Origin of the sequence: Oceanimonas sp. GK1 (genome assembly GCF_000243075.1) — a bacterium.
In the GTDB taxonomy this organism is placed as follows: Bacteria; Pseudomonadota; Gammaproteobacteria; order Enterobacterales; family Aeromonadaceae; genus Oceanimonas.
Map to the genome: position 1 here is coordinate 60,002 of NC_016745.1, position 17,770 is coordinate 77,771.

A 17,770-nucleotide genomic window follows, 5' to 3' on the forward strand; every position below is an offset into this window, starting at 1 on the left:
TCGACCAACTAAGGTGTAGAGACGGTAAACGCCGTTTTTACGCTCATTCACAAACAGAAGGATCATCACCATGAACAAGGTCAACACCGCCACCACCCTCGCCTTTGCCCTGAGCAGCGCCCTCGCCGCTTCCGCTCCCGCCCTGGCCGACAACCACGCCGGCGCCGAGCACGAAATGGAAAAATGCTACGGCGTGGCCCTGGCCGGCCAGAACGATTGCGCCGCCGGCCCCGGCACCACCTGCGCCGGCACCGCCAAAACCGACTACCAGGGCAATGCCTGGAAACTGGTGCCCGCCGGCACCTGCCTGGAAACCGACTCTCCCACCTCACCCACCGGCAAGGGCCAGCTGGACGCCTTTGAGGAAGTCAACGCCTGAGCCTGAGGAGGCACCATGACCACAGCGTTAAACACAGCGTCGGCCGGTGCCTCCCGCCTGCCGGCCGACGCCGGGCTGGGGCTCAAGCTGCAGCACGCCGAAACAATACTGAACACCCGTCCAAGGCTGGGCTTTGTGGAGATCCACGCCGAAAACTTTATGGTGGACGGCGGCCCGCGCCACCACTACCTGGGCCGGATTCGTGAGCACTATGCCCTGTCGGTGCACGGGGTGGGCCTGTCGCTGGGCGGTGCAGAGCCTCCCGATGAAGCCCACCTGGCCCGGCTGGCGCGGCTGGTTGCGCGTTACCAGCCCGAGGCGGTATCGGAGCACATCGCTTGGGCCGGCATGGGCGGCCGCGTTGCCAATGATCTGCTGCCCCTGCCCTACACCCCCGCCAGTCTGCAACGGTTGTGCGATCACGTGGATCGGGTGCAACAGCTATTGCAGCGTCCCATTTTACTGGAAAACCCCGCCACCTACCTCGCCTTTGCCGAGTCCACCCTGGATGAGACCGACTTTATCCGCGAAGCGGTACGCCGCACCGGCTGCGGCCTGCTGCTGGATGTGAACAACCTGTACGTGTCGGCGGTCAATCACGACCGCGATGCCCGGGCCTACATGGCGGCCCTGCCCCTGGAGCGGGTGGGCGAGGTGCACCTGGCGGGCTTTGACGAACAAGCCGACGACAGCGGCGCCCGCCTGCTGATCGACAGCCACGGCAGTCCGGTGGCCGAGCCGGTGTGGGCGTTGTACCAGTGGCTGCTGGCGCAAACCGGGCCGCTGCCCACTCTGCTCGAGCGTGACAATAACGTGCCCGCCCTGACCGAGCTGCTGGCTGAAACCGACCAGATTCGCCGGCTGTTGGCCCAGGCTGGACAACCGGAGGAGCGCCGCCATGCATGACGCCTTTCTCGATGCCCTGCTCGATCCGGCCCGGCCGGTGCCCGCCGAAGTTGCCCCTCACCCCGGCCGGCAGGCCCGCTTCAACGTCTATCGCAATAACGTGCGAGTATCGCTGACCGAGGCGCTGGCGGCGCAGTTTCCGGTGTGCCGGCAACTGGTGGGGGAAGACTTTTTTAACGCCATGGCGGGCGTCTATATCGCGCAGTCGCCGCCGGCCTCCCCCCTGCTCACCGACTACGGCATCACCCTGCCCGACTTTATTGAACACTTCGCCCCCGCCGCTGCCGTGCCCTACCTGGCGGACATGGCCCGGCTGGAGCTGACCGTACAGCGGGTGCAGCATGCCGCCGACACCACCCCGGTGACCGCCGGGGCCCTGCAGGCGCTACTGGCCGATCCCGAGCGGCTTGCCCGCCACGGCCTGCAATTGTGTCCGGCCTGCGCCCTGCTGCGATCCCGCTTCGCGCTAGCCTCGCTGTGGCTGGCCCATCACGGCGAGGGCTCGCTTGGCAGCATTGCCCCCGCCAGCGCGGAAAACGCATTGCTGCTGCGCCCGGAGCTGTCGGTGACATTGCTGCGCCTCGACGATGCCGACGCGGACTTTATGGCGTTGCTGCTCGCCGGCCACAGCCTGGGCAGGGCCCTGGAGCAGACCGCACAACGGCATGCCGGTTTTAATCCCGCCCATCTGCTGCAGTGCCTGCTGGCCCATCAGGCCATCACCGGCCTCGACCTCACGGGAGAAGCATGATGCATGTCCCTCACACCCTGTGCGCCTGGCGCGAGCGGCTGAACCGACTGCCCCATTCGCTGATCGCCCTGCTGGGCCGTTTTTCCATCGCTGCCGTGTTCTGGCGCTCGGGCCAGACCAAGGTGGACCACTTCGCCCTCGACATCGTCAGCGGCGAAGTCAGCCTCGGCTGGCCCAGCCTGAGCCCGTCGGCGGTGTTTTTGTTCCGGGAAGAGTACCGGCTGCCGCTGATTTCCCCGGAGCTGGCCGCCCTGCTGGCGGCCAGTGCCGAACACCTGTTTCCCTTGCTGCTGTTGTTGGGTCTAGCCACCCGGCTGTCGGCACTGGCACTGCTTGGCATGACCCTGGTGATCCAGCTACTGGTGTATCCGGGCGCCTGGCCGCTGCACGGCCTCTGGGCCACGGTGCTGTTGTTGCTGGTGGCCCGGGGACCGGGCGTGGTGTCACTGGATCATTGGCTAACCAGAAGGCGCTGTGATTAACTGCTATCAGACCCCACTGACAAGGATCGTCATGGCAACGCCTTCGAATGCCTCACCCGGGCTGAACGAGCAACTGCGCCTGCAACTGCTGAAGTTCGCCACCCTGCAACTGCGCGACTCCCACTCGGCGGAAGACGCGGTGCAGGAGGCCATGCTCGGGGCCTTTCGCTACGCCGGCTCCTTTCATGGCCGTGCCGCCTACAAGACCTGGGTGTTTGCCATTCTCAAGCACAAGATTGCCGATCAGCTCCGCCAGCGCCAGCGGCTGACCACGGTCAGCGAACTGAGCGACGAGGCCGACCAGCCGTTTGAAGACACCCTGTTCAACCAGGCCGGACGCTGGCACAGAGAAGAGCGCCCCATGCGCTGGAGCTCCCCCGACGACAGCCTGGAAGACGAGCGTTTCTGGCATATTTTCGAGGCCTGTCTCGACGGCCTGCCGGCGCGCCAGGCCAGAGTGTTCATGATGCGGGAATTTGTGGGGCTGGAAAGCCCGGAAATCTGCGCCGAGCTGGCACTCACCGTCAGCCACCTCAACGTATTGCTGTACCGGGCCCGGCTCAGGCTGCGCGAATGCCTGGAAAACCGCTGGCAACGGGAAGGAGACTGCTCATGCTGAAATGTCGCCAGGCCACCCGGCTGATGTCCGAAAGCCAGGAGCGGCCCCTCACTCCCCGGGAAAAGCTGTCGCTCAGGCTACACACCCTGATGTGCCGCGCCTGCCACCACTTTCAGCAGCAGTTGCCGGTGCTGCGCCGGCTGAGCCGCCGCTATGTCCGGCGCAAGGACGAATAACCACCTCAGCGCTTGAGCCGCAGCACCAGATCGTGCAGCTCGGTGGCCACCGACTGTAATGCTACCAGGCTGCTGGCGGCGGCGTCCGACTGGGCCAGCCCCGTGTCCGACAGCCTGGCCATGTGCACCGCCTGCCGGTTGATGTCTTCCGCCACCCGGGCCTGCTGCTCCACCGCCGAGGCCATCTGCAGCGACATATCAGCAATGCGGGACACCGCCGAGACAATACTGCTCAGGGTATGTTCGGTTTCCAGCACTCGGGCTAGCCCCGACTCGGCGCTGATTTTGCCCTGTTCGGCCACGTCCACCGAGGCGCCGGCACCAGCGGTCAGCTCCGCCACAATATGATGAATTTCCCTGGTCGACGCCCGGGTCCGCGCCGCCAGCTGGCGTACCTCGTCGGCCACCACCGCAAAGCCCCGCCCCTGCTCGCCAGCCCGGGCCGCCTCAATGGCGGCGTTGAGCGCCAGCAGGTTGGTCTGCTCCGACAGGCTTTCAATCATGCCCGCCACCCGGGCAATGCCGGCGGTCTGCTGCGCCAGCCGCTGCACCTCGCCGCTGATGTTGTCGACGGTGGTTTTCAGCCCGGCAATGGCCTCCCGGGTCACCCCGGCCACCTCCAGCCCCTGGCGGGCCATGCGGCTGGCGCTGTCGGCCTGGCTGGCGGTTTCCTGCACATGGGCGGTCACGTCGTTGATGGTGGCGGTCATCTCGTTCATGGCGGTGGCCACCTGTTCGGTTTCCTGACGCAGGCTGGCCATGCCGTCCCGGGCCTGACGGGACTGCACATGGCCATGGTCGGAGCGGTGGCTGACCTGGCCGGCGGCGTCTTCAATGCGGGTAATTATGGCCATCAAGCGGGCCTGTTCGCTGCGAATACCCACCTTCAGCCGGCCCGGCATGCCCTGCTCCCGGCTGTGAGTGTGCATGGCAAGCTGGTGGCGAAAGGCGCCCCCCAGCAGCTCGTCCAGCCGCTGCAGGGTCTGGCGATGCAGATGGCTCACCCAGCCGCCAAAGGCCGCCAGTGACAACAGTTCCAGCGTCATGGCTGCATGAATGTATTCGGCCAGAAACAGGCCGGCGGCCACCCCCTGACTCGCCCCCAGCCACACCCAGGGATTGCCGAGCCAGTTTGGCCGTGGCAGGCGTTTGCCCGCCTGCAGCCGAGCATAGAGCCGCTCGGCCCGGGCCACGTCGTCCCGCTCCGGGCAGGCCCGCACCGACTCAAAGCCCACCAGGGCGCCATCTTCGGTAATGGGAGAGACATAGGCATCCACCCAGTAATAGTCGCCATTCTTGCAGCGGTTTTTTACCAGTCCCATCCAGGGCTTGCCCGCCTTGAGGTGGTCCCACATCACCTTGAACGCGGCCGCCGGCATGTCGGGATGGCGCACGATGTTATGGGGCTGACCCACCAGCTCTGCCCGGCTGTAACCGCTGACGTTCACAAAGGCGTCGTTGCAGTGAAGAATCTTGCCGTCCATATCCGTGGTGGACACCAGCCGTTCATTGGCATCAAAGGTGCGTTCATTGCCGGTAACGGGAAGGTTTTTTCGCATGCCATATCCTTGCTCAACTGCAGGTACTCGCCGCCCGGGCGAACCCGCGTGAATAATAAGGAATAACGACGCCCGCCGCGCTTTTCCTGACCCGAATATCATTTTTATGTGCCGGGACTTAAATAAAACACCCAAACGCGCCCTATCCCGCGCGGCAACTCCCTGACTATTTCTTTCTTATTTGAACTCGAACACTTAAGTCCCGCCGCCCAAGTGTCATACAATGGGCGCCGGAAATTCCGCGCAGCGGTTCCTGTCGAGCGCCAGTACCGAATACCCTCTGGTACCAGGCCCGGCCGCTGCTCCCCCAACATCAACCTGGGAAATAGGGAAATAATGACCAACAAAACATCGACCATCGTCTATACCCTGACCGACGAAGCCCCCGCACTGGCCACCTACTCCTTGCTGCCCATCATTCGCACCTTTACCGACGCCGCCGGCATTGATGTCACCCTGAGCGACATTTCTCTGGCCGGCCGCGTTCTGGCCGCCTTTCCGGAGCGCCTGACCGACGAGCAACGGGTTGCCGACGGTCTGGCCGAACTGGGCAAGCTGACGCAGGATCCCCACGCCAACATCATCAAGCTGCCCAACATCAGTGCCTCCGTGCCGCAGCTGCGCGCCTGCATCAAGGAGCTGCAATCCCAGGGTTATAACGTGCCCGATTTCCCGGAAGAGCCGAAAACCGACGAAGACAAGGCCATTCGCGAAGCCTATTCCAAAATCCTCGGCAGCGCCGTGAACCCGGTACTGCGCCAGGGCAACTCCGACCGTCGCGCTCCCGCCGCGGTCAAGGCCTTTGCCCGTAAATACCCCCACTCCATGGGTGCCTGGAGCAAGGCGTCGCGCTCCCACGCCGACTACATGAACGGCGGTGATTTCTTCTCCAGCGAGCAGTCCGTGACCATGGACAAGGCGCAAACCGTGCGCATCGAGTTCATCGGCCAGGACGGCAAACCCCAGCTGAAGAAAGAGCTGGCGCTGCAGGCCGGCGAAGTGCTGGACAGCATGTTCATGAGCGCCAAGGCGCTGGAAGCCTTCTTTGAGCAGACCCTGCAGGACTGCAAGGATGCCGGCGTGATGTGGTCCCTGCACGTCAAGGCCACCATGATGAAGGTGTCTCACCCCATCGTGTTCGGCCATGCGGTCAAGGTGTTCTACAAGGAAGTGTTCGACAAGTACGGCAAGTTGTTTGAAGAGCTGGGCGTCAACCCCAACAACGGCATGAGCAGCGTACTGGAGAAGATCAAGACCCTGCCCCAGTCTACCCAGGAAGAAATCGAGCAGGCCATTCACGACTGCTACGAGCATCGTCCGGAAATGGCCATGGTCGACTCGGTCAAGGGCATTACCAACCTGCACGTGCCGAGCGACGTGATCGTGGACGCCTCCATGCCGGCCATGATCCGCAACTCCGGCCAGATGTGGGGTCGCGACGGCAAGCTGAAGGACACCAAGGCGGTCATGCCCGAGTCCACCTATGCCCGCATCTACCAGGAAGTGATCAACTTCTGCAAAACCAACGGCGCTTTCGACCCGCGCACCATGGGCTCGGTATCCAACGTGGGCCTGATGGCGATGAAGGCCGAGGAATACGGCTCCCACGACAAGACCTTTGAAATGACCGAAAACGGCACCATGCGCGTGGTGAACGAAGCCGGTGAGGTGCTGATGCAGCACGAGGTGGAAAAAGGCGACATCTGGCGTGCCTGCCAGACCAAGGACGCGGCCATTCGCGACTGGGTCAAGCTGGCGGTGAACCGCGCCCGCAACTCCGCCACCCCGGCGGTGTTCTGGCTGGACGACGAGCGTGCCCACGACAACGAGCTGCGCAAGAAGGTGAACACCTACCTGCAGGAGCACGATCTGACCGGTCTGGACATTCATATCATGTCCTACAACGAGGCCATCCGCTTCTCCATGGAGCGCATGAAGCGCGGCAAGGACACCATCTCGGTGACCGGCAACGTGCTGCGTGACTACCTCACCGATCTGTTCCCCATCATGGAACTGGGCACCTCCGCCAAGATGCTGTCCATCGTGCCCATGCTGGCCGGTGGCGGCATGTACGAGACCGGTGCCGGCGGCTCTGCGCCCAAGCACGTGCAGCAGCTGATGGAAGAAAACCACCTGCGCTGGGACTCCCTGGGTGAGTTCCTGGCCCTGGCGGTCTCCCTGGAAGAGCTGGGCATCAAGGAAGGCAACGACCGCGCCAAGCTGCTGGCCAAGTGCCTGGACAAGGCCACCGAGCTGCTGCTGGACAACGGCAAGTCGCCGTCCCGCCGCGCCGGTGAGCTGGACAACCGGGGCAGCCACTTCTACCTGGCCCTGTACTGGGCCCAGGAGCTGGCGGCGCAAACCGAAGACGAGGCGCTGGCCGCCCATTTCGCGCCCCTGGCCAAGGCCCTGGCCGACAACGAAGCCAAGATTGTGGCAGAGCTGAACGCGGTGCAGGGCAAGTCTGCCGGCGTACACGGCTACTACCACGCCAGCCCCGCCGAGCTGGAACAGGTGATGCGTCCCAGCGCCACCCTGAACCAAACTCTGGCCCAGCTGAACGGCTAAGTTCCTTGTTACTCCCTATTCAAAACCCGGCTGCGGCCGGGTTTTTTTATGGCCCAGAGTTTACCTTCGCCCAATCTGGGCGCCCTTCACCCGCCGGGCAGACGGGCTCATGATAGACTCACTGTGGTCTTTTTTATCAGGACGGGAATGGCCTTGGCCTGCCTCGGCCTGGCCAGGGAGCGGCTTTACACCCCTTTGCAACCTCGGAGCATCACCTCTATGAACCGAACCATCATGTATTCTCTCGCCACCCTGCCACTGCTGGCCGCGCCGGCCATGGCCCAGTCCTGGAGTGGCAGCATCGGTGTGTCTGCCACTCAGGCCCCCGATTACCTGGGCAGCGACGACTACAAGGCCAGAGTGCTGCCGGATGCCAATCTCAGATATGGGGAGCTGTTTTACCTCAACTGGCGCGACGGCCTGGGCTGGAACCTGTACCGGCAGCAGAACTGGACCCTGTCCCCCTTTGTGGGCTACCTCCCCGGGCGGGACAACGACGGCGATCTGCATCGCTTTGACAAGGTGGACGACGGCCTGAGCGGCGGCCTGCGCCTGAGCTACCAGCCCGGCCTCTGGCGCCTGAGCCTGCAGGCCCAGACCCCGCTGAGCGGCGATGTGGATGGCTACCAGCTGACCCTGCGCGCCGGCTGGCGGGATCAGCTGGCCCCCGGCTGGACCGCCGGATTCGGTCCCAGCCTGACCTACAGCAGCAAGGAATGGACCCAAAGCCTGTTCCGGGTTTCAGCCAGCGATGCCGCCCGCAGCGGCTTTACTCGCTATGAGCCCGGTGACGGCTACTGGCGCCTGGGGTTCAGCGGCAATATCAACTACCGCTTTGCCCCCGACTGGTCGGTCACCGGGGTTGCCGGTGTCACCCAGCTGACCGGGGATGCCAAAGACAGCCCCATAGTGCGCCAGGCCGGCGACGCCACTCAGGCTCTGGCGGGCATGGTACTGAGCTACCACTTCTGAGCCCCGCCCGGCTCCCGCGCAGTAAAAACAGGCAACCCGGGTTGCCTGTTTTGCCGTTCGGCGACTACGCTTTTTTCAGCCTCCATGAACTATTTAGTTACCACCACAACATTTTGAACCCTATCTTTTAAGGGGGTTAAATGCTTGCCGAACGGTAAGAAAAAACACGCCAAAAACCATCAAAAAACCAATAAATAAAGGCAAAAAAACACAAAATAAACCACTAAACACATCCATACTCTTTTTGCGCAACTTCACCAAAACGGACTTGTACGCGCCCCTTTTCTTGCGTCTTTTTGCTTATTTTGCCAGTCTATAAACGCGATTAAGGTTAGAACACAAAACCATAACGGAGCATCAAATGGATATGCAAAAGGGATTCAAGTTCAACAAACTGGCCGGCCTCTCGGCCCTGGCCCTGTTCGCCTGTGGCGCCGCCCAAGCCGATACCTGGCGCTACGCTCACGAGGAATACGAAGGCGACGTGCAGGATGTGTTCGCCTACAAATTCAAGGAATACATCGAAGACAACTCGGATCACCAGCTGCAGATCTACCGCTTCGGCGAACTGGGCGAGTCCGATGACATCATGGAACAGACCCAGGCCGGCATTCTGAACTTCGTGAACCAGTCTCCCGGCTTTACCGGTGCCCTGATCCCGGAAGCCCAAATCTTCTTCATTCCCTACCTGATGCCGACCGAGATGGAAGACGTGGTGACCTTCTTCCGTGAAAGTGAGGCCATCAATGAAAAATTCCCGGCGCTGTATGCAGAAAAAGGCCTGGAACTGCTGCAGATGTACCCGGAAGGGGAGTTCGTGGTGACCCTGGACGAGCCCATCACCACTCCGGAACAGCTCAAGAACAAGAAAGTACGAGTCATGACCAACCCGCTGCTGTCGGAAACCTACTCCGCCTTTGGCGCCACCCCCACCCCCCTGCCCTGGGGCGAGGTATACGGTGCCCTGCAGACCAATATGATTCAGGGACAGGAGAACCCCATTTTCTGGATCGAATCCGGCGGCTTGTATGAAGTGTCCCCCAACCTGATCTTCACCGGTCACGGCTGGTTTACCACCGCCATGATGGCCAACCAGGACTTCTACAACGGCCTGTCGGACGAAGACAAGCAACTGGTGCAAAAGGCCGCCGACTACGCCTTTGAGGAAATCCTCACCCACATCGACGGCCTGGCCGAACGCTCGCTGAAAAAAATCACCAGCAGCAGCGACAAGGTCACCGTCACCCGTCTGAACGAAGAGCAGATCGCCGCCTTCCGTGCCCGCGCGCCCCAGGTGGAAGCCAAGTTCATTGAAATGACCGGTGACAGCGGCAAGGAGCTGCTCAATACCTTTAAGCAAGACCTTGAAAAAATTAGCAACTAAATCACAACGGGGCGTGCGCGCCCCTTTCTCTTTCGGCCCCTATTCCGGCCAGGGAGCACGAAATGTCTGACAAAAAACAGGAAACCGTCGAAGACGATACCGCCGGCTACACCTCGGGCCTGCCCGGTGTGCTGGGCTGGGTAGACGAGTGGATAGCCCGCATTGAAGCCGTGATGCTGGCAGCGGGGGTGCTGCTGATGGCCATCAATACCTGCGCCAATGTCATTGCCCGCTTCGTGTTTGGCGAAGGCTTTTTCTTCTCCGGCGAAATCAACCGCATACTCATCATTCTTATCACCTTTGCCGGCCTGGGCTACGCCGCCCGCCACGGTCGCCATATTCGCATGTCGGCCCTGTACGATTCCCTCCCGATGAAGCTGCGCAAAGGACTCATGGTGCTGATTGCCCTGTTCACCTCAGTGGTGATGTTTTTTCTCTGTTACCACGCCTACGGCTATATCGAAACCCTGTACGGCCGGGGCCGCATTCTGCCGGCATTGGGCTTTGAAATCTGGTGGATTTACCTGTGGGTACCGGTGGGCTTTGCCATTACCGGCATTCAGTATTTTCTGACCGCCGTCAAAAATATCACCAGCCGGGGGGTGTACCTGTCGACCGGTGTGCCGGACGGCTATGGCGACACCGAAACCGAAGTCTAAAGGGCGAACTCCATGGCAACACTGTTAATGTCGATCATGATTGGGCTGCTGCTGCTGGGCTTTCCCATGATGATTCCGCTGATCACCGCCTCCGTGGTTGGCTTTGTAATGATGTTCGATGGCTTTGGCCAGATGGGCACCTTTATTCAGCAAATGATGGGGGGCATTCGCCCGGCGTCGCTGATCGCCGTGCCCATGTTTATTCTCGCCGCCGACATCATGACCCGGGGCCACTCCGCCGACCGGCTGATCAACATGGTGATGGCCTTTATCGGTCACATCAAGGGCGGGCTGGCCATCAGCACCGCCACCTCCTGCACCCTGTTCGGTGCCGTGTCCGGCTCCACCCAGGCCACCGTGGTGGCGGTGGGCTCGCCGCTGCGCCCCAAGATGCTCAAGGCCGGCTATTCCGATCCCTTTACCCTGGCCCTGATCATCAATGCCAGTGACATCGCCTTTCTGATCCCACCCAGCATCGGCATGATCATCTACGGCGTCATTTCGGAAACCTCCATCGCCGAGCTCTTTATCGCCGGTATCGGACCGGGCCTGTTGATCCTGTTTATGTTCTCGCTGTATTGCCTGTATTACGCGCACAAAAACGGCGTGCCCACCGAGCCCAAAGCCAGCTGGCGCGAGCGGGGAGTGGCGGTGCGCGAGGCCCTGTGGCCGCTGTTTTTTCCGGTGATCATCGTCGGCGGTATTTACGGCGGTATTTTCAGCCCCACCGAGGCCGCCGCCGTCTGCGTGCTCTACGCCTTTTTGCTGGAATTCGTGGTGTTCCGCTCGCTCAAGCTGCCCGACATTTACCGCATCGCCAAGTCCACCGGGCTGATTACCGCCGTGGTGTTTATTCTGGTGGCGGTGGGTAACGGCTTTTCCTGGATATTGTCGTTCGCCCAGGTGCCCCAGACCATTCTGGAGTCGGTCGGGGTGAACGAGGCCGGCCCGACCGGTGTGCTGATCGCCATTTGCGTGGCCTTCTTTATTGCCTGCATGTTCGTGGATCCCATCGTGGTGATCCTGGTGCTGACGCCCATTTTTGCCCCGGCCATTCAGTCCACCGGCCTGGATCCGGTGCTGGTGGGGGTACTGATCACCCTGCAGGTGGCCATCGGCTCGGCCACACCGCCCTTTGGCTGTGACATCTTCACCGCCATCGCCATTTTCAAGCGCCCCTATCTGGAAGTCATTCGCGGCACGCCGCCCTTTATCTTTATGCTGGTGGCCGCCGCCGGGCTGATTATCGCCTTTCCGGAGATCGCGCTTTATTTCAGGGATCTGGCCTTTGCGGACTGATGCCCGGCGCCGAACAGTGAGAAAGGAGGCAGTGTGTTCAAGCGAATAGTGGTGGCCGTGGACGGCTCCGATACCGCCTTGCGGGCGGTGGACAAGGCAGTGCAGTTACAGCAGTTGTTGCCGGAGGCGGAAATCTTCCTGATTTGCGTCTACAAGCACCACAGCCTGTTTGAGGCCAGCCTGTCCATCGGCCGGCCGGCGGAAATGGATATTCCCGACAAGGTGCTGTCGGAATATGCCCGGGAAGTGGTCAACCATGCCAAGGCCCACGCTCAGGCGCGGGGCGCCACCCATCTGCGCGGCTTTGTGCGCGGAGGCCGCCCTTCCAAGGTGATCGTCAAATTCGCCAAAGAGAAAGACGCAGATCTGATCGTGGTGGGCACCCGCGGCACCCACAGCGACAAGGAGGGCATGCTGCTCGGCAGCGTGTCCCACCGCGTAACCAGCGCCGCCAAGTGCCCGGTGCTGGTAGTGTAAACAAAAAGGCCGGTGAGTTTGCACTCACCGGCCTTTTTTCACTCAGGGGGGGTATTCAGCCCTTTTGCTCGTCGGCCATGCAGGCCGCGGCGGTAAACAGCACGTCGGTGGAGCTATTCAAACCGGTTTCAGCAGAGTCTTGCAGTACCCCGATAATAAAGCCCACCGCCACCACCTGCATGGCGATTTCATTGGGAATGCCAAACAGGCTGCAGGCCAGGGGGATCAGCAGCAGCGAGCCGCCGGCCACGCCCGAGGCGCCACAGGCAGACACCGAGGCCACCACGCTCAGCAGCAGGGCGGTCATGATATCCACCTCAATGCCAAGGGTGTGCACCGCCGCCAGGGTCAGCACGGTAATGGTAATGGCGGCACCGCCCATGTTGATGGTGGCGCCCAGGGGAATGGACACGGAATAGGTGTCTTCATGCAGCTTGAGCTTTTTGCACAGCTCCATGTTGACCGGAATGTTAGCGGCGGAGCTGCGGGTAAAGAAGGCGGTCACGCCGCTTTCCCGCAGGCAGCGGAACACCAGCGGATAAGGGTTGCGGCCAATTTTCAGGTACACCAGCACCGGGTTCACCACCAGGGCGATGATCAGCATGGCGCCGAGCAGCACCGCCAGAAGTTGGGCATAGCCCCAGAGCGCATCAAAGCCGGTGCTGGCAATGGTGTTGGCCACCAGGCCAAAGATACCCACCGGCGCCAACCGGATCACGAACTTGACGATGGCCGACACGCCCATGGACAGGTCGTTCAGCAGGGTCTTGGTGCTGTCGCCGGCATGGTGAAACGCCAGTCCCAGGCCCACCGCCCAGGCCAGCACGCCGATAAAGTTGCCGGTGAGCAGCGCATTGACCGGGTTATCGACCACGTTGAACACCAGGGTCTGCAGCACCTCGCCAATGCCCTCGGGCGGAGACGCATCGCCGCCGGCAGTGGCCAGCACCAGCTCGGTGGGAAAGGCAAAGCTCAGCAGCACCGCGGTGAGGGCGGCGGCAAAGGTGCCCAGCAAGTAGAGATAGAGAATGGGCTTGATGCTGGTCTGCTCGCCTTTCTTGTGGTTGGCAATGGACGACATTACCAGCACGAACACCAGTACCGGAGCCACCGCCTTGAGCGCGCCCACAAACAGACTGCCAAGCAGGCCGGCAGACTGAGCGACGTCGGGGGCCAGTACGGCCAGCGCGGAGCCGGCCACGATACCAACCAGAATTCGGGTTACCAGGCTGCCGCCGTAGACCATGCGCAGCATCAGGGATTGGGTTTGGTTCATAGTCATCCTTTGATGGTGAAAAATCCATCTCATACACTAAATAAAGGGCAACTTTATAGCAGAAAAAACCAACCAAAAACCAAAAAGTTGAATTTTTGTAACGCAATACACAAACTTTGACCAACAAACCGCCATGAACAATTGTCGTTTGGCTCCTTACTGGTGTTGCCTGCTAGGCTATAAAGCACGCTTCACGCGCCGCCGGAAAGGAACCTTATGTGCCCGCTGCTGACCCTGCTGCTGTTGCTTTTTCTGTTGCCGGCAACGGCCCAACCCCCAAAGCAAGTGCCCGCTTCGCTGCAACCCTGGGTGGACTGGGCCCTGCATGATGACAACCGCCCCCCTTGCCCGCTGCTGTACCGGCAGGGCAGTGAGCGCCGCTGCGCCTGGCCGGGCCGGCTGGAGCTTGCCCTTGCCGACGACGGCGGCCGCTTTGCACAAGGCTGGCAACTGCACGCTGCCGCCGAGGTGCCCCTGCCCGGCGACGATGCGCACTGGCCCCAGCAGGTGCGGGTAAATGGCGAACCGGCCACCCTGGCCGAGCGCAACGGCCGACCGGTACTGAACCTGCCCGCCGGCGAGCACCGGGTGGAAGGCCGCTGGCACTGGTCCCGGCTGCCCGCCAGCCTGCAACTGGACCCCGGCACCGGCCTGCTGGCGCTGAGCCTTCAGGGCCGCCCCGTGGCCGGCCCCGAGCTGGATGACCAGGGCCGGCTCTGGCCGGGCCGGCGCAGCCAGACCTCAGCGCCCGCCGCCAATACCCTGAGCGTGAATGTCTATCGCCACCTGGCCGACGACATTCCGCTGCAACTCAACACCCGCATTGAGCTGCAGGTGGCCGGCGAGCCCCGGGAGCTGTTGCTGGGCCCGGCGCTGCTGACCGATCAGATCCCCCTGGCCCTTCACAGCCCCCTGCCCGCCCGGCTGGAGCCGGACGGCCGGCTTCGCATACAAGCACGCCCGGGCCGCTGGCAACTGCACCTGCTCAGTCGTCACCCCGACGAGGTAAAGGCGCTGACGCTGCCGGCCGTTCCCGCGCCCTGGCCCGAGGAAGAAGTCTGGGCGGTGGAAGCCTATCCGCAACTGCGGCTGGTGGAGATCAGCGGACCGCCGGTGGTGGACTCGGGGCAAAGCGGGCTGCCGCCGGAATGGCAGTCGTGGCCCGCCTACCGCATGACCCCGGGCACCACCATGACGTTGACCGTGCAGCGCCGGGGAAACCCCAGCCCCGAGCCCAACCGGCTGACCCTGCGCCGGGAACTGTGGCTGGATTTTGATGGCGGCGGCTACACCCTGAAGGACGAACTGACCGGCACCCTGAGCCAGGGCTGGCGGCTGGAAACCACGCCGCCGCTGAAGCTGGGCCGAGTACTGATTAACGGAGAGCCCCGGCTGATCACTCGGCTGGACGACGCCGACCGCCCCGGCGTGGAAGTGCGTCACGGCCAGCTGGCGCTGGTCGCTGACAGCCGGCTTGAGGACGACACCCACACCCTGCCGGCGGTGGGCTGGAACCAGAACGTGCAGCAACTGAGCAGCCGGCTGCATCTGCCGCCGGGCTGGAGCCTGCTGGCGGCCTTTGGCATGGACAGCACGCCTCATACCTGGCTGCAGCGATGGACACTGCTGGATCTGTTTCTGGTGCTGATCGCCGCCGTGGCGGCGTTCCGGCTGTGGGGCTGGCCCTGGGGCCTGCTCACCCTGCTGACCCTGGGGCTAATCTGGCATCAGCCATCCGGGCTGGGCCCGCCCCGCTGGATCTGGCTGCACCTGCTGGCCGCCGCCGCCCTGCTGCGGGCCCTGCCCGCGGGCAAACTGCGCCGCTGGATTGCCGGCTACCGCCTGCTGACCCTGCTGCTGCTGGTGCTGGTGGCCATTCCCTTTATGGTGGACGAGGTGCGCACCGCCCTGTATCCGCAACTGGCACGCGCCGGCACCCTGGCGCCCGCCGCCGTCAGCAGCCCGCGCCAGGTGCAAACCGAGGTGGAATCGCTGGCCGACGAAGCGCTGTCGCTCAAGGGTGCCCCCATGGCGCCCCCTGCCCGCGAGCCCAGCGCCCTGCCCCGGCTGGATCCCGATGCGCTGCTGCAAACCGGTCCGGGCCTGCCCGACTGGCAGTGGCGCAGCGTGGAATTTGGCTGGAACGGTCCGGTCACCCAGGAGCAGCAGCTGCGGCTGGTGCTGCTGTCTCCCGGCGTCAACACCGCCCTCAGCCTGCTGCGGGTGGCCCTGCTGTGCGCCCTGGTACTGCGTATGGCCGGTGTGAGTTTTACCCGCCGCAGGGGCATGTACCTGCAGCAACCACTGTGGTCCTGGCTGCCCGCCCTGCTGGTACTGCCGCTATTGACCACGGCGCCCCAGGCCCGGGCCGAGTTTCCCTCCCCCGAGCTGCTGGCCGAGCTGAAAGCCCGGCTGCTGGCGCCGCCGGCGTGCCTGCCGGAGTGTGCACTGACTTCCCGCATGGTGCTGGCCGCCACTCCGGATCAGCTGATCCTTGAGCTAGATGTCCACACTCAAACGGCCATGGCCGTGCCCCTGCCGGCACAACGGGCGCAATGGCTGCCCGAGCGGGTCTTGCTGAACGGCGCTCCCGCAGACGGATTATGGCGTGATGCCGGCGGCCTGCTGTATCTGCCACTGCCGCAAGGCATTCACCGCATTACCCTGAGCGGCCCGCTGCCCACACAGACCAGCCTGCAGTTGCCTCTGCCCTTGCTACCCAAACAGCTGGAGGCCCGGCTCACTGGCTGGCGCCTGCAGGGCCTGAACGAAGACGGCGTCCCCGAAGGCCGGCTGCAGCTGAGCCGCCAGGCTGCCGACGGCCAGCCGGACAATACCGGCCTGAAGCCAGGCAGCCTGCCCGCCTTTGCCCGGCTCACCCGCACTCTGCAACTGGGGCTGGACTGGCGGGTAGACAACCAGCTCGTTCGTCAAAACGATGCTGACAGCGCCCTGCACCTTGAGATCCCGCTGCTGCCCGGTGAGTCGGTGCTCACCGACGGCATTAACGTGGTGAACGGCCAGGCCCGGATCAGCCTGGCCGCCGGTCAGCGCCAGCTGAGCTGGCAGTCGGCGCTGGCGCGGACCGATTCACTGACCCTGAGCGCACCGCACACCCAACACTGGGGCGAAACCTGGCGGCTGAACGCCAGTCCCCTCTGGCATGTACAAAGCACCGGGATCGCCGCCATCCACCACCTGGGCGCCGGCGATCGGTGGCTGCCCGAATGGCGGCCCTGGCCCGGCGAGCAGGTGCGGCTGCAGGTTCAGCGCCCCGCTTCCATCGCCGGCCAGACCCTGACGGTGGATGGCAGCACCCTCAGGGTACAACCCGGCAAACGGGCCACCGATGCGCGGCTGGAGCTGATCCTGCGCAGCAGCCAGGGCAGCCAGTATCCGCTGCAACTGCCCGACGGCGCCGAGCTGCAATCGGTAAGCATCAACGGCCGCACCCTGCCGCTGCGCCTGAGTGAGCAAATGCTGACGCTGCCATTGCAACCCGGCCCCCAGAGCGTGCAGGTGCACTGGCGGCAAACGCCAGGCATAACAACCCTGTTCACCACGCCGCCGGTAAAGCTCAACAGCGAGAGCGTGAACCATCGGCTGGCACTGACCCTGGGCCAGGATCGCTGGGTACTGTTTGCCGGCGGCCCCAGGCTGGGGCCCGCGGTACTGTTCTGGAGCCTGCTGGCCGTGACCGTGCTGCTGGCGGCGGGGCTGGCACGGCTGCCGTTGTCACCGCTGCGTTTCCGCCACTGGCTGCTGCTGGACCTGGGGCTAACCCAGGTACCGCTGTGGATGGCCGCCACTGTGGTGTTCTGGTTGCTGGCCCTGGGGCTGCGCGATCGCTGGCAGCACCGGCAGGCCGGGGCCTGGTTCAACCTGGCGCAAATCGGGCTGGCGTTGCTGACCCTGCTGGCACTGGGTTACCTGTTCCACGCCATCCAGCAGGGACTGCTGGGCCTGCCCGAGATGCAGATTGCCGGCAACGGCTCCGACGGTCGCCGGTTGAACTGGTATCAGGATCGCAGCGAGGCCACCCTGGCCACCGGCTGGGTGCTGTCGGTGCCACTGCTGGTGTACCGGCTGCTGATGCTGGTGTGGGCGCTGTGGCTGGCGTTTGCCCTGCTGGGCTGGCTGCGCTGGGGCTGGCAGTGCTTCACCCGCGATGGCCTGTGGCGGCCGCTACCCTTACTAAAGGCCAAACGGGCCGGACAGGATTCCGCAACAACGCCGAAAAAGCCCGAGTAGGGTTCAGATGAA

General features: G+C 63.4%; 15 protein-coding genes. 13 read left to right on the forward strand and 2 right to left on the reverse strand.

The window, feature by feature from the left end; genetic code table 11:
• Window positions 1-70: 70 nt before the first annotated feature.
• From GU3_RS17425 to GU3_RS00325, 6 genes are read left to right on the forward strand one after another with little or no spacing between them, the layout of a single operon-like run.
• On the forward strand, window positions 71-379 hold the full coding sequence (locus GU3_RS17425; RefSeq protein WP_014290553.1) for a DUF2282 domain-containing protein: 309 nt from the start codon (window positions 71-73) through the stop codon (window positions 377-379).
• 15 nt (window positions 380-394) lie between these two features.
• Window positions 395-1,285, forward strand: a complete 891-nt coding sequence (locus GU3_RS00305) for a DUF692 domain-containing protein (protein WP_014290554.1) — start codon at window positions 395-397, stop codon at window positions 1,283-1,285.
• Window positions 1,278-2,036, forward strand: coding sequence for a DNA-binding domain-containing protein (locus GU3_RS00310; protein ID WP_014290555.1), 759 nt, complete (start codon window positions 1,278-1,280; stop codon window positions 2,034-2,036). The genes GU3_RS00305 and GU3_RS00310 overlap by 8 nt, the downstream gene beginning before the upstream one ends.
• Window positions 2,033-2,518, forward strand: a complete 486-nt coding sequence (locus GU3_RS00315) for a DoxX family protein (RefSeq protein ID WP_237711161.1) — start codon at window positions 2,033-2,035, stop codon at window positions 2,516-2,518. Before GU3_RS00310 ends, GU3_RS00315 begins: the two co-directional genes overlap by 4 nt.
• Before the next feature lie 31 nt (window positions 2,519-2,549).
• Window positions 2,550-3,137 carry a sigma-70 family RNA polymerase sigma factor gene (locus tag GU3_RS00320; RefSeq protein WP_014290557.1) on the forward strand — a complete coding sequence of 196 codons (588 nt, stop codon included), beginning with the start codon at window positions 2,550-2,552 and terminating at the stop codon, window positions 3,135-3,137.
• Window positions 3,131-3,313 carry a zf-HC2 domain-containing protein gene (locus GU3_RS00325; RefSeq protein ID WP_014290558.1) on the forward strand — a complete coding sequence of 61 codons (183 nt, stop codon included), beginning with the start codon at window positions 3,131-3,133 and terminating at the stop codon, window positions 3,311-3,313. Before GU3_RS00320 ends, GU3_RS00325 begins: the two co-directional genes overlap by 7 nt.
• A 5-nt stretch (window positions 3,314-3,318) precedes the next feature.
• Here GU3_RS00325 and GU3_RS00330 read toward each other — a convergent pair whose 3' ends face one another.
• Complete coding sequence (locus GU3_RS00330) at window positions 3,319-4,872, reverse strand: PAS domain-containing methyl-accepting chemotaxis protein (RefSeq protein WP_014290559.1); 1,554 nt, start codon at window positions 4,870-4,872, stop codon at window positions 3,319-3,321.
• A gap of 336 nt (window positions 4,873-5,208) precedes the next feature.
• On the opposite strand from GU3_RS00330, the gene GU3_RS00335 reads away from it, so the two are divergent.
• The 6 genes from GU3_RS00335 (at window position 5,209) to GU3_RS00360 (ending at window position 12,231) form a co-directional block, all read left to right on the forward strand.
• The gene (locus tag GU3_RS00335) at window positions 5,209-7,440 is read left to right on the forward strand and encodes an NADP-dependent isocitrate dehydrogenase (protein ID WP_014290560.1); all 2,232 of its coding nucleotides are present in this window, start codon (window positions 5,209-5,211) and stop codon (window positions 7,438-7,440) included.
• Window positions 7,441-7,659: 219 nt separating this feature from the next.
• A complete protein-coding gene (locus GU3_RS00340) occupies window positions 7,660-8,412 on the forward strand; it encodes a MipA/OmpV family protein (protein WP_014290561.1) in 753 nt (250 codons plus the stop codon).
• A gap of 361 nt (window positions 8,413-8,773) precedes the next feature.
• Window positions 8,774-9,796: a TRAP transporter substrate-binding protein DctP gene (dctP, locus tag GU3_RS00345; protein WP_014290562.1), complete on the forward strand. Its 1,023-nt coding sequence runs from the start codon at window positions 8,774-8,776 to the stop codon at window positions 9,794-9,796.
• Between the two features lie 62 nt (window positions 9,797-9,858).
• Window positions 9,859-10,455: a TRAP transporter small permease gene (locus tag GU3_RS00350; RefSeq protein ID WP_014290563.1), complete on the forward strand. Its 597-nt coding sequence runs from the start codon at window positions 9,859-9,861 to the stop codon at window positions 10,453-10,455.
• A gap of 12 nt (window positions 10,456-10,467) precedes the next feature.
• Entirely contained in the window at window positions 10,468-11,754 is a 1,287-nt protein-coding gene (locus GU3_RS00355; RefSeq protein WP_041542804.1) for a TRAP transporter large permease, read from the forward strand.
• A 33-nt stretch (window positions 11,755-11,787) separates the two neighbouring features.
• Window positions 11,788-12,231 (forward strand): universal stress protein, encoded by a 444-nt coding sequence (locus tag GU3_RS00360; protein ID WP_041542806.1) that lies wholly within the window; start codon window positions 11,788-11,790, stop codon window positions 12,229-12,231.
• 55 nt (window positions 12,232-12,286) lie between these two features.
• Here the strand turns inward: GU3_RS00360 and sstT are convergent, their stop codons facing one another.
• The gene (gene sstT / locus GU3_RS00365) at window positions 12,287-13,507 is read right to left on the reverse strand and encodes a serine/threonine transporter SstT (protein ID WP_014290566.1); all 1,221 of its coding nucleotides are present in this window, start codon (window positions 13,505-13,507) and stop codon (window positions 12,287-12,289) included.
• Window positions 13,508-13,723: 216 nt separating this feature from the next.
• Here sstT and GU3_RS00370 point away from each other — a divergent pair, with 216 nt between their 5' ends.
• A complete protein-coding gene (locus GU3_RS00370; RefSeq protein ID WP_014290567.1) occupies window positions 13,724-17,758 on the forward strand; it encodes a hypothetical protein in 4,035 nt (1,344 codons plus the stop codon).
• Window positions 17,759-17,770: the final 12 nt, after the last annotated feature.

What these genes read in the sequence shown, in the direction of transcription:
- GU3_RS17425 (WP_014290553.1), top strand. Translation starts at nt 71, where the DNA reads ATGAACAAGGTCAACACCGCCACCACCCTCGCCTTTGCCCTGAGCAGC.
- GU3_RS00305 (WP_014290554.1), top strand. Translation starts at nt 395, where the DNA reads ATGACCACAGCGTTAAACACAGCGTCGGCCGGTGCCTCCCGCCTGCCG.
- GU3_RS00310 (WP_014290555.1), top strand. Translation starts at nt 1,278, where the DNA reads ATGCATGACGCCTTTCTCGATGCCCTGCTCGATCCGGCCCGGCCGGTG.
- GU3_RS00315 (WP_237711161.1), top strand. Translation starts at nt 2,033, where the DNA reads ATGATGCATGTCCCTCACACCCTGTGCGCCTGGCGCGAGCGGCTGAAC.
- GU3_RS00320 (WP_014290557.1), top strand. Translation starts at nt 2,550, where the DNA reads ATGGCAACGCCTTCGAATGCCTCACCCGGGCTGAACGAGCAACTGCGC.
- GU3_RS00325 (WP_014290558.1), top strand. Translation starts at nt 3,131, where the DNA reads ATGCTGAAATGTCGCCAGGCCACCCGGCTGATGTCCGAAAGCCAGGAG.
- GU3_RS00330 (WP_014290559.1), bottom strand. Translation starts at nt 4,872, where the DNA reads ATGCGAAAAAACCTTCCCGTTACCGGCAATGAACGCACCTTTGATGCC.
- GU3_RS00335 (WP_014290560.1), top strand. Translation starts at nt 5,209, where the DNA reads ATGACCAACAAAACATCGACCATCGTCTATACCCTGACCGACGAAGCC.
- GU3_RS00340 (WP_014290561.1), top strand. Translation starts at nt 7,660, where the DNA reads ATGAACCGAACCATCATGTATTCTCTCGCCACCCTGCCACTGCTGGCC.
- dctP (WP_014290562.1), top strand. Translation starts at nt 8,774, where the DNA reads ATGGATATGCAAAAGGGATTCAAGTTCAACAAACTGGCCGGCCTCTCG.
- GU3_RS00350 (WP_014290563.1), top strand. Translation starts at nt 9,859, where the DNA reads ATGTCTGACAAAAAACAGGAAACCGTCGAAGACGATACCGCCGGCTAC.
- GU3_RS00355 (WP_041542804.1), top strand. Translation starts at nt 10,468, where the DNA reads ATGGCAACACTGTTAATGTCGATCATGATTGGGCTGCTGCTGCTGGGC.
- sstT (WP_014290566.1), bottom strand. Translation starts at nt 13,507, where the DNA reads ATGAACCAAACCCAATCCCTGATGCTGCGCATGGTCTACGGCGGCAGC.
- GU3_RS00370 (WP_014290567.1), top strand. Translation starts at nt 13,724, where the DNA reads ATGTGCCCGCTGCTGACCCTGCTGCTGTTGCTTTTTCTGTTGCCGGCA.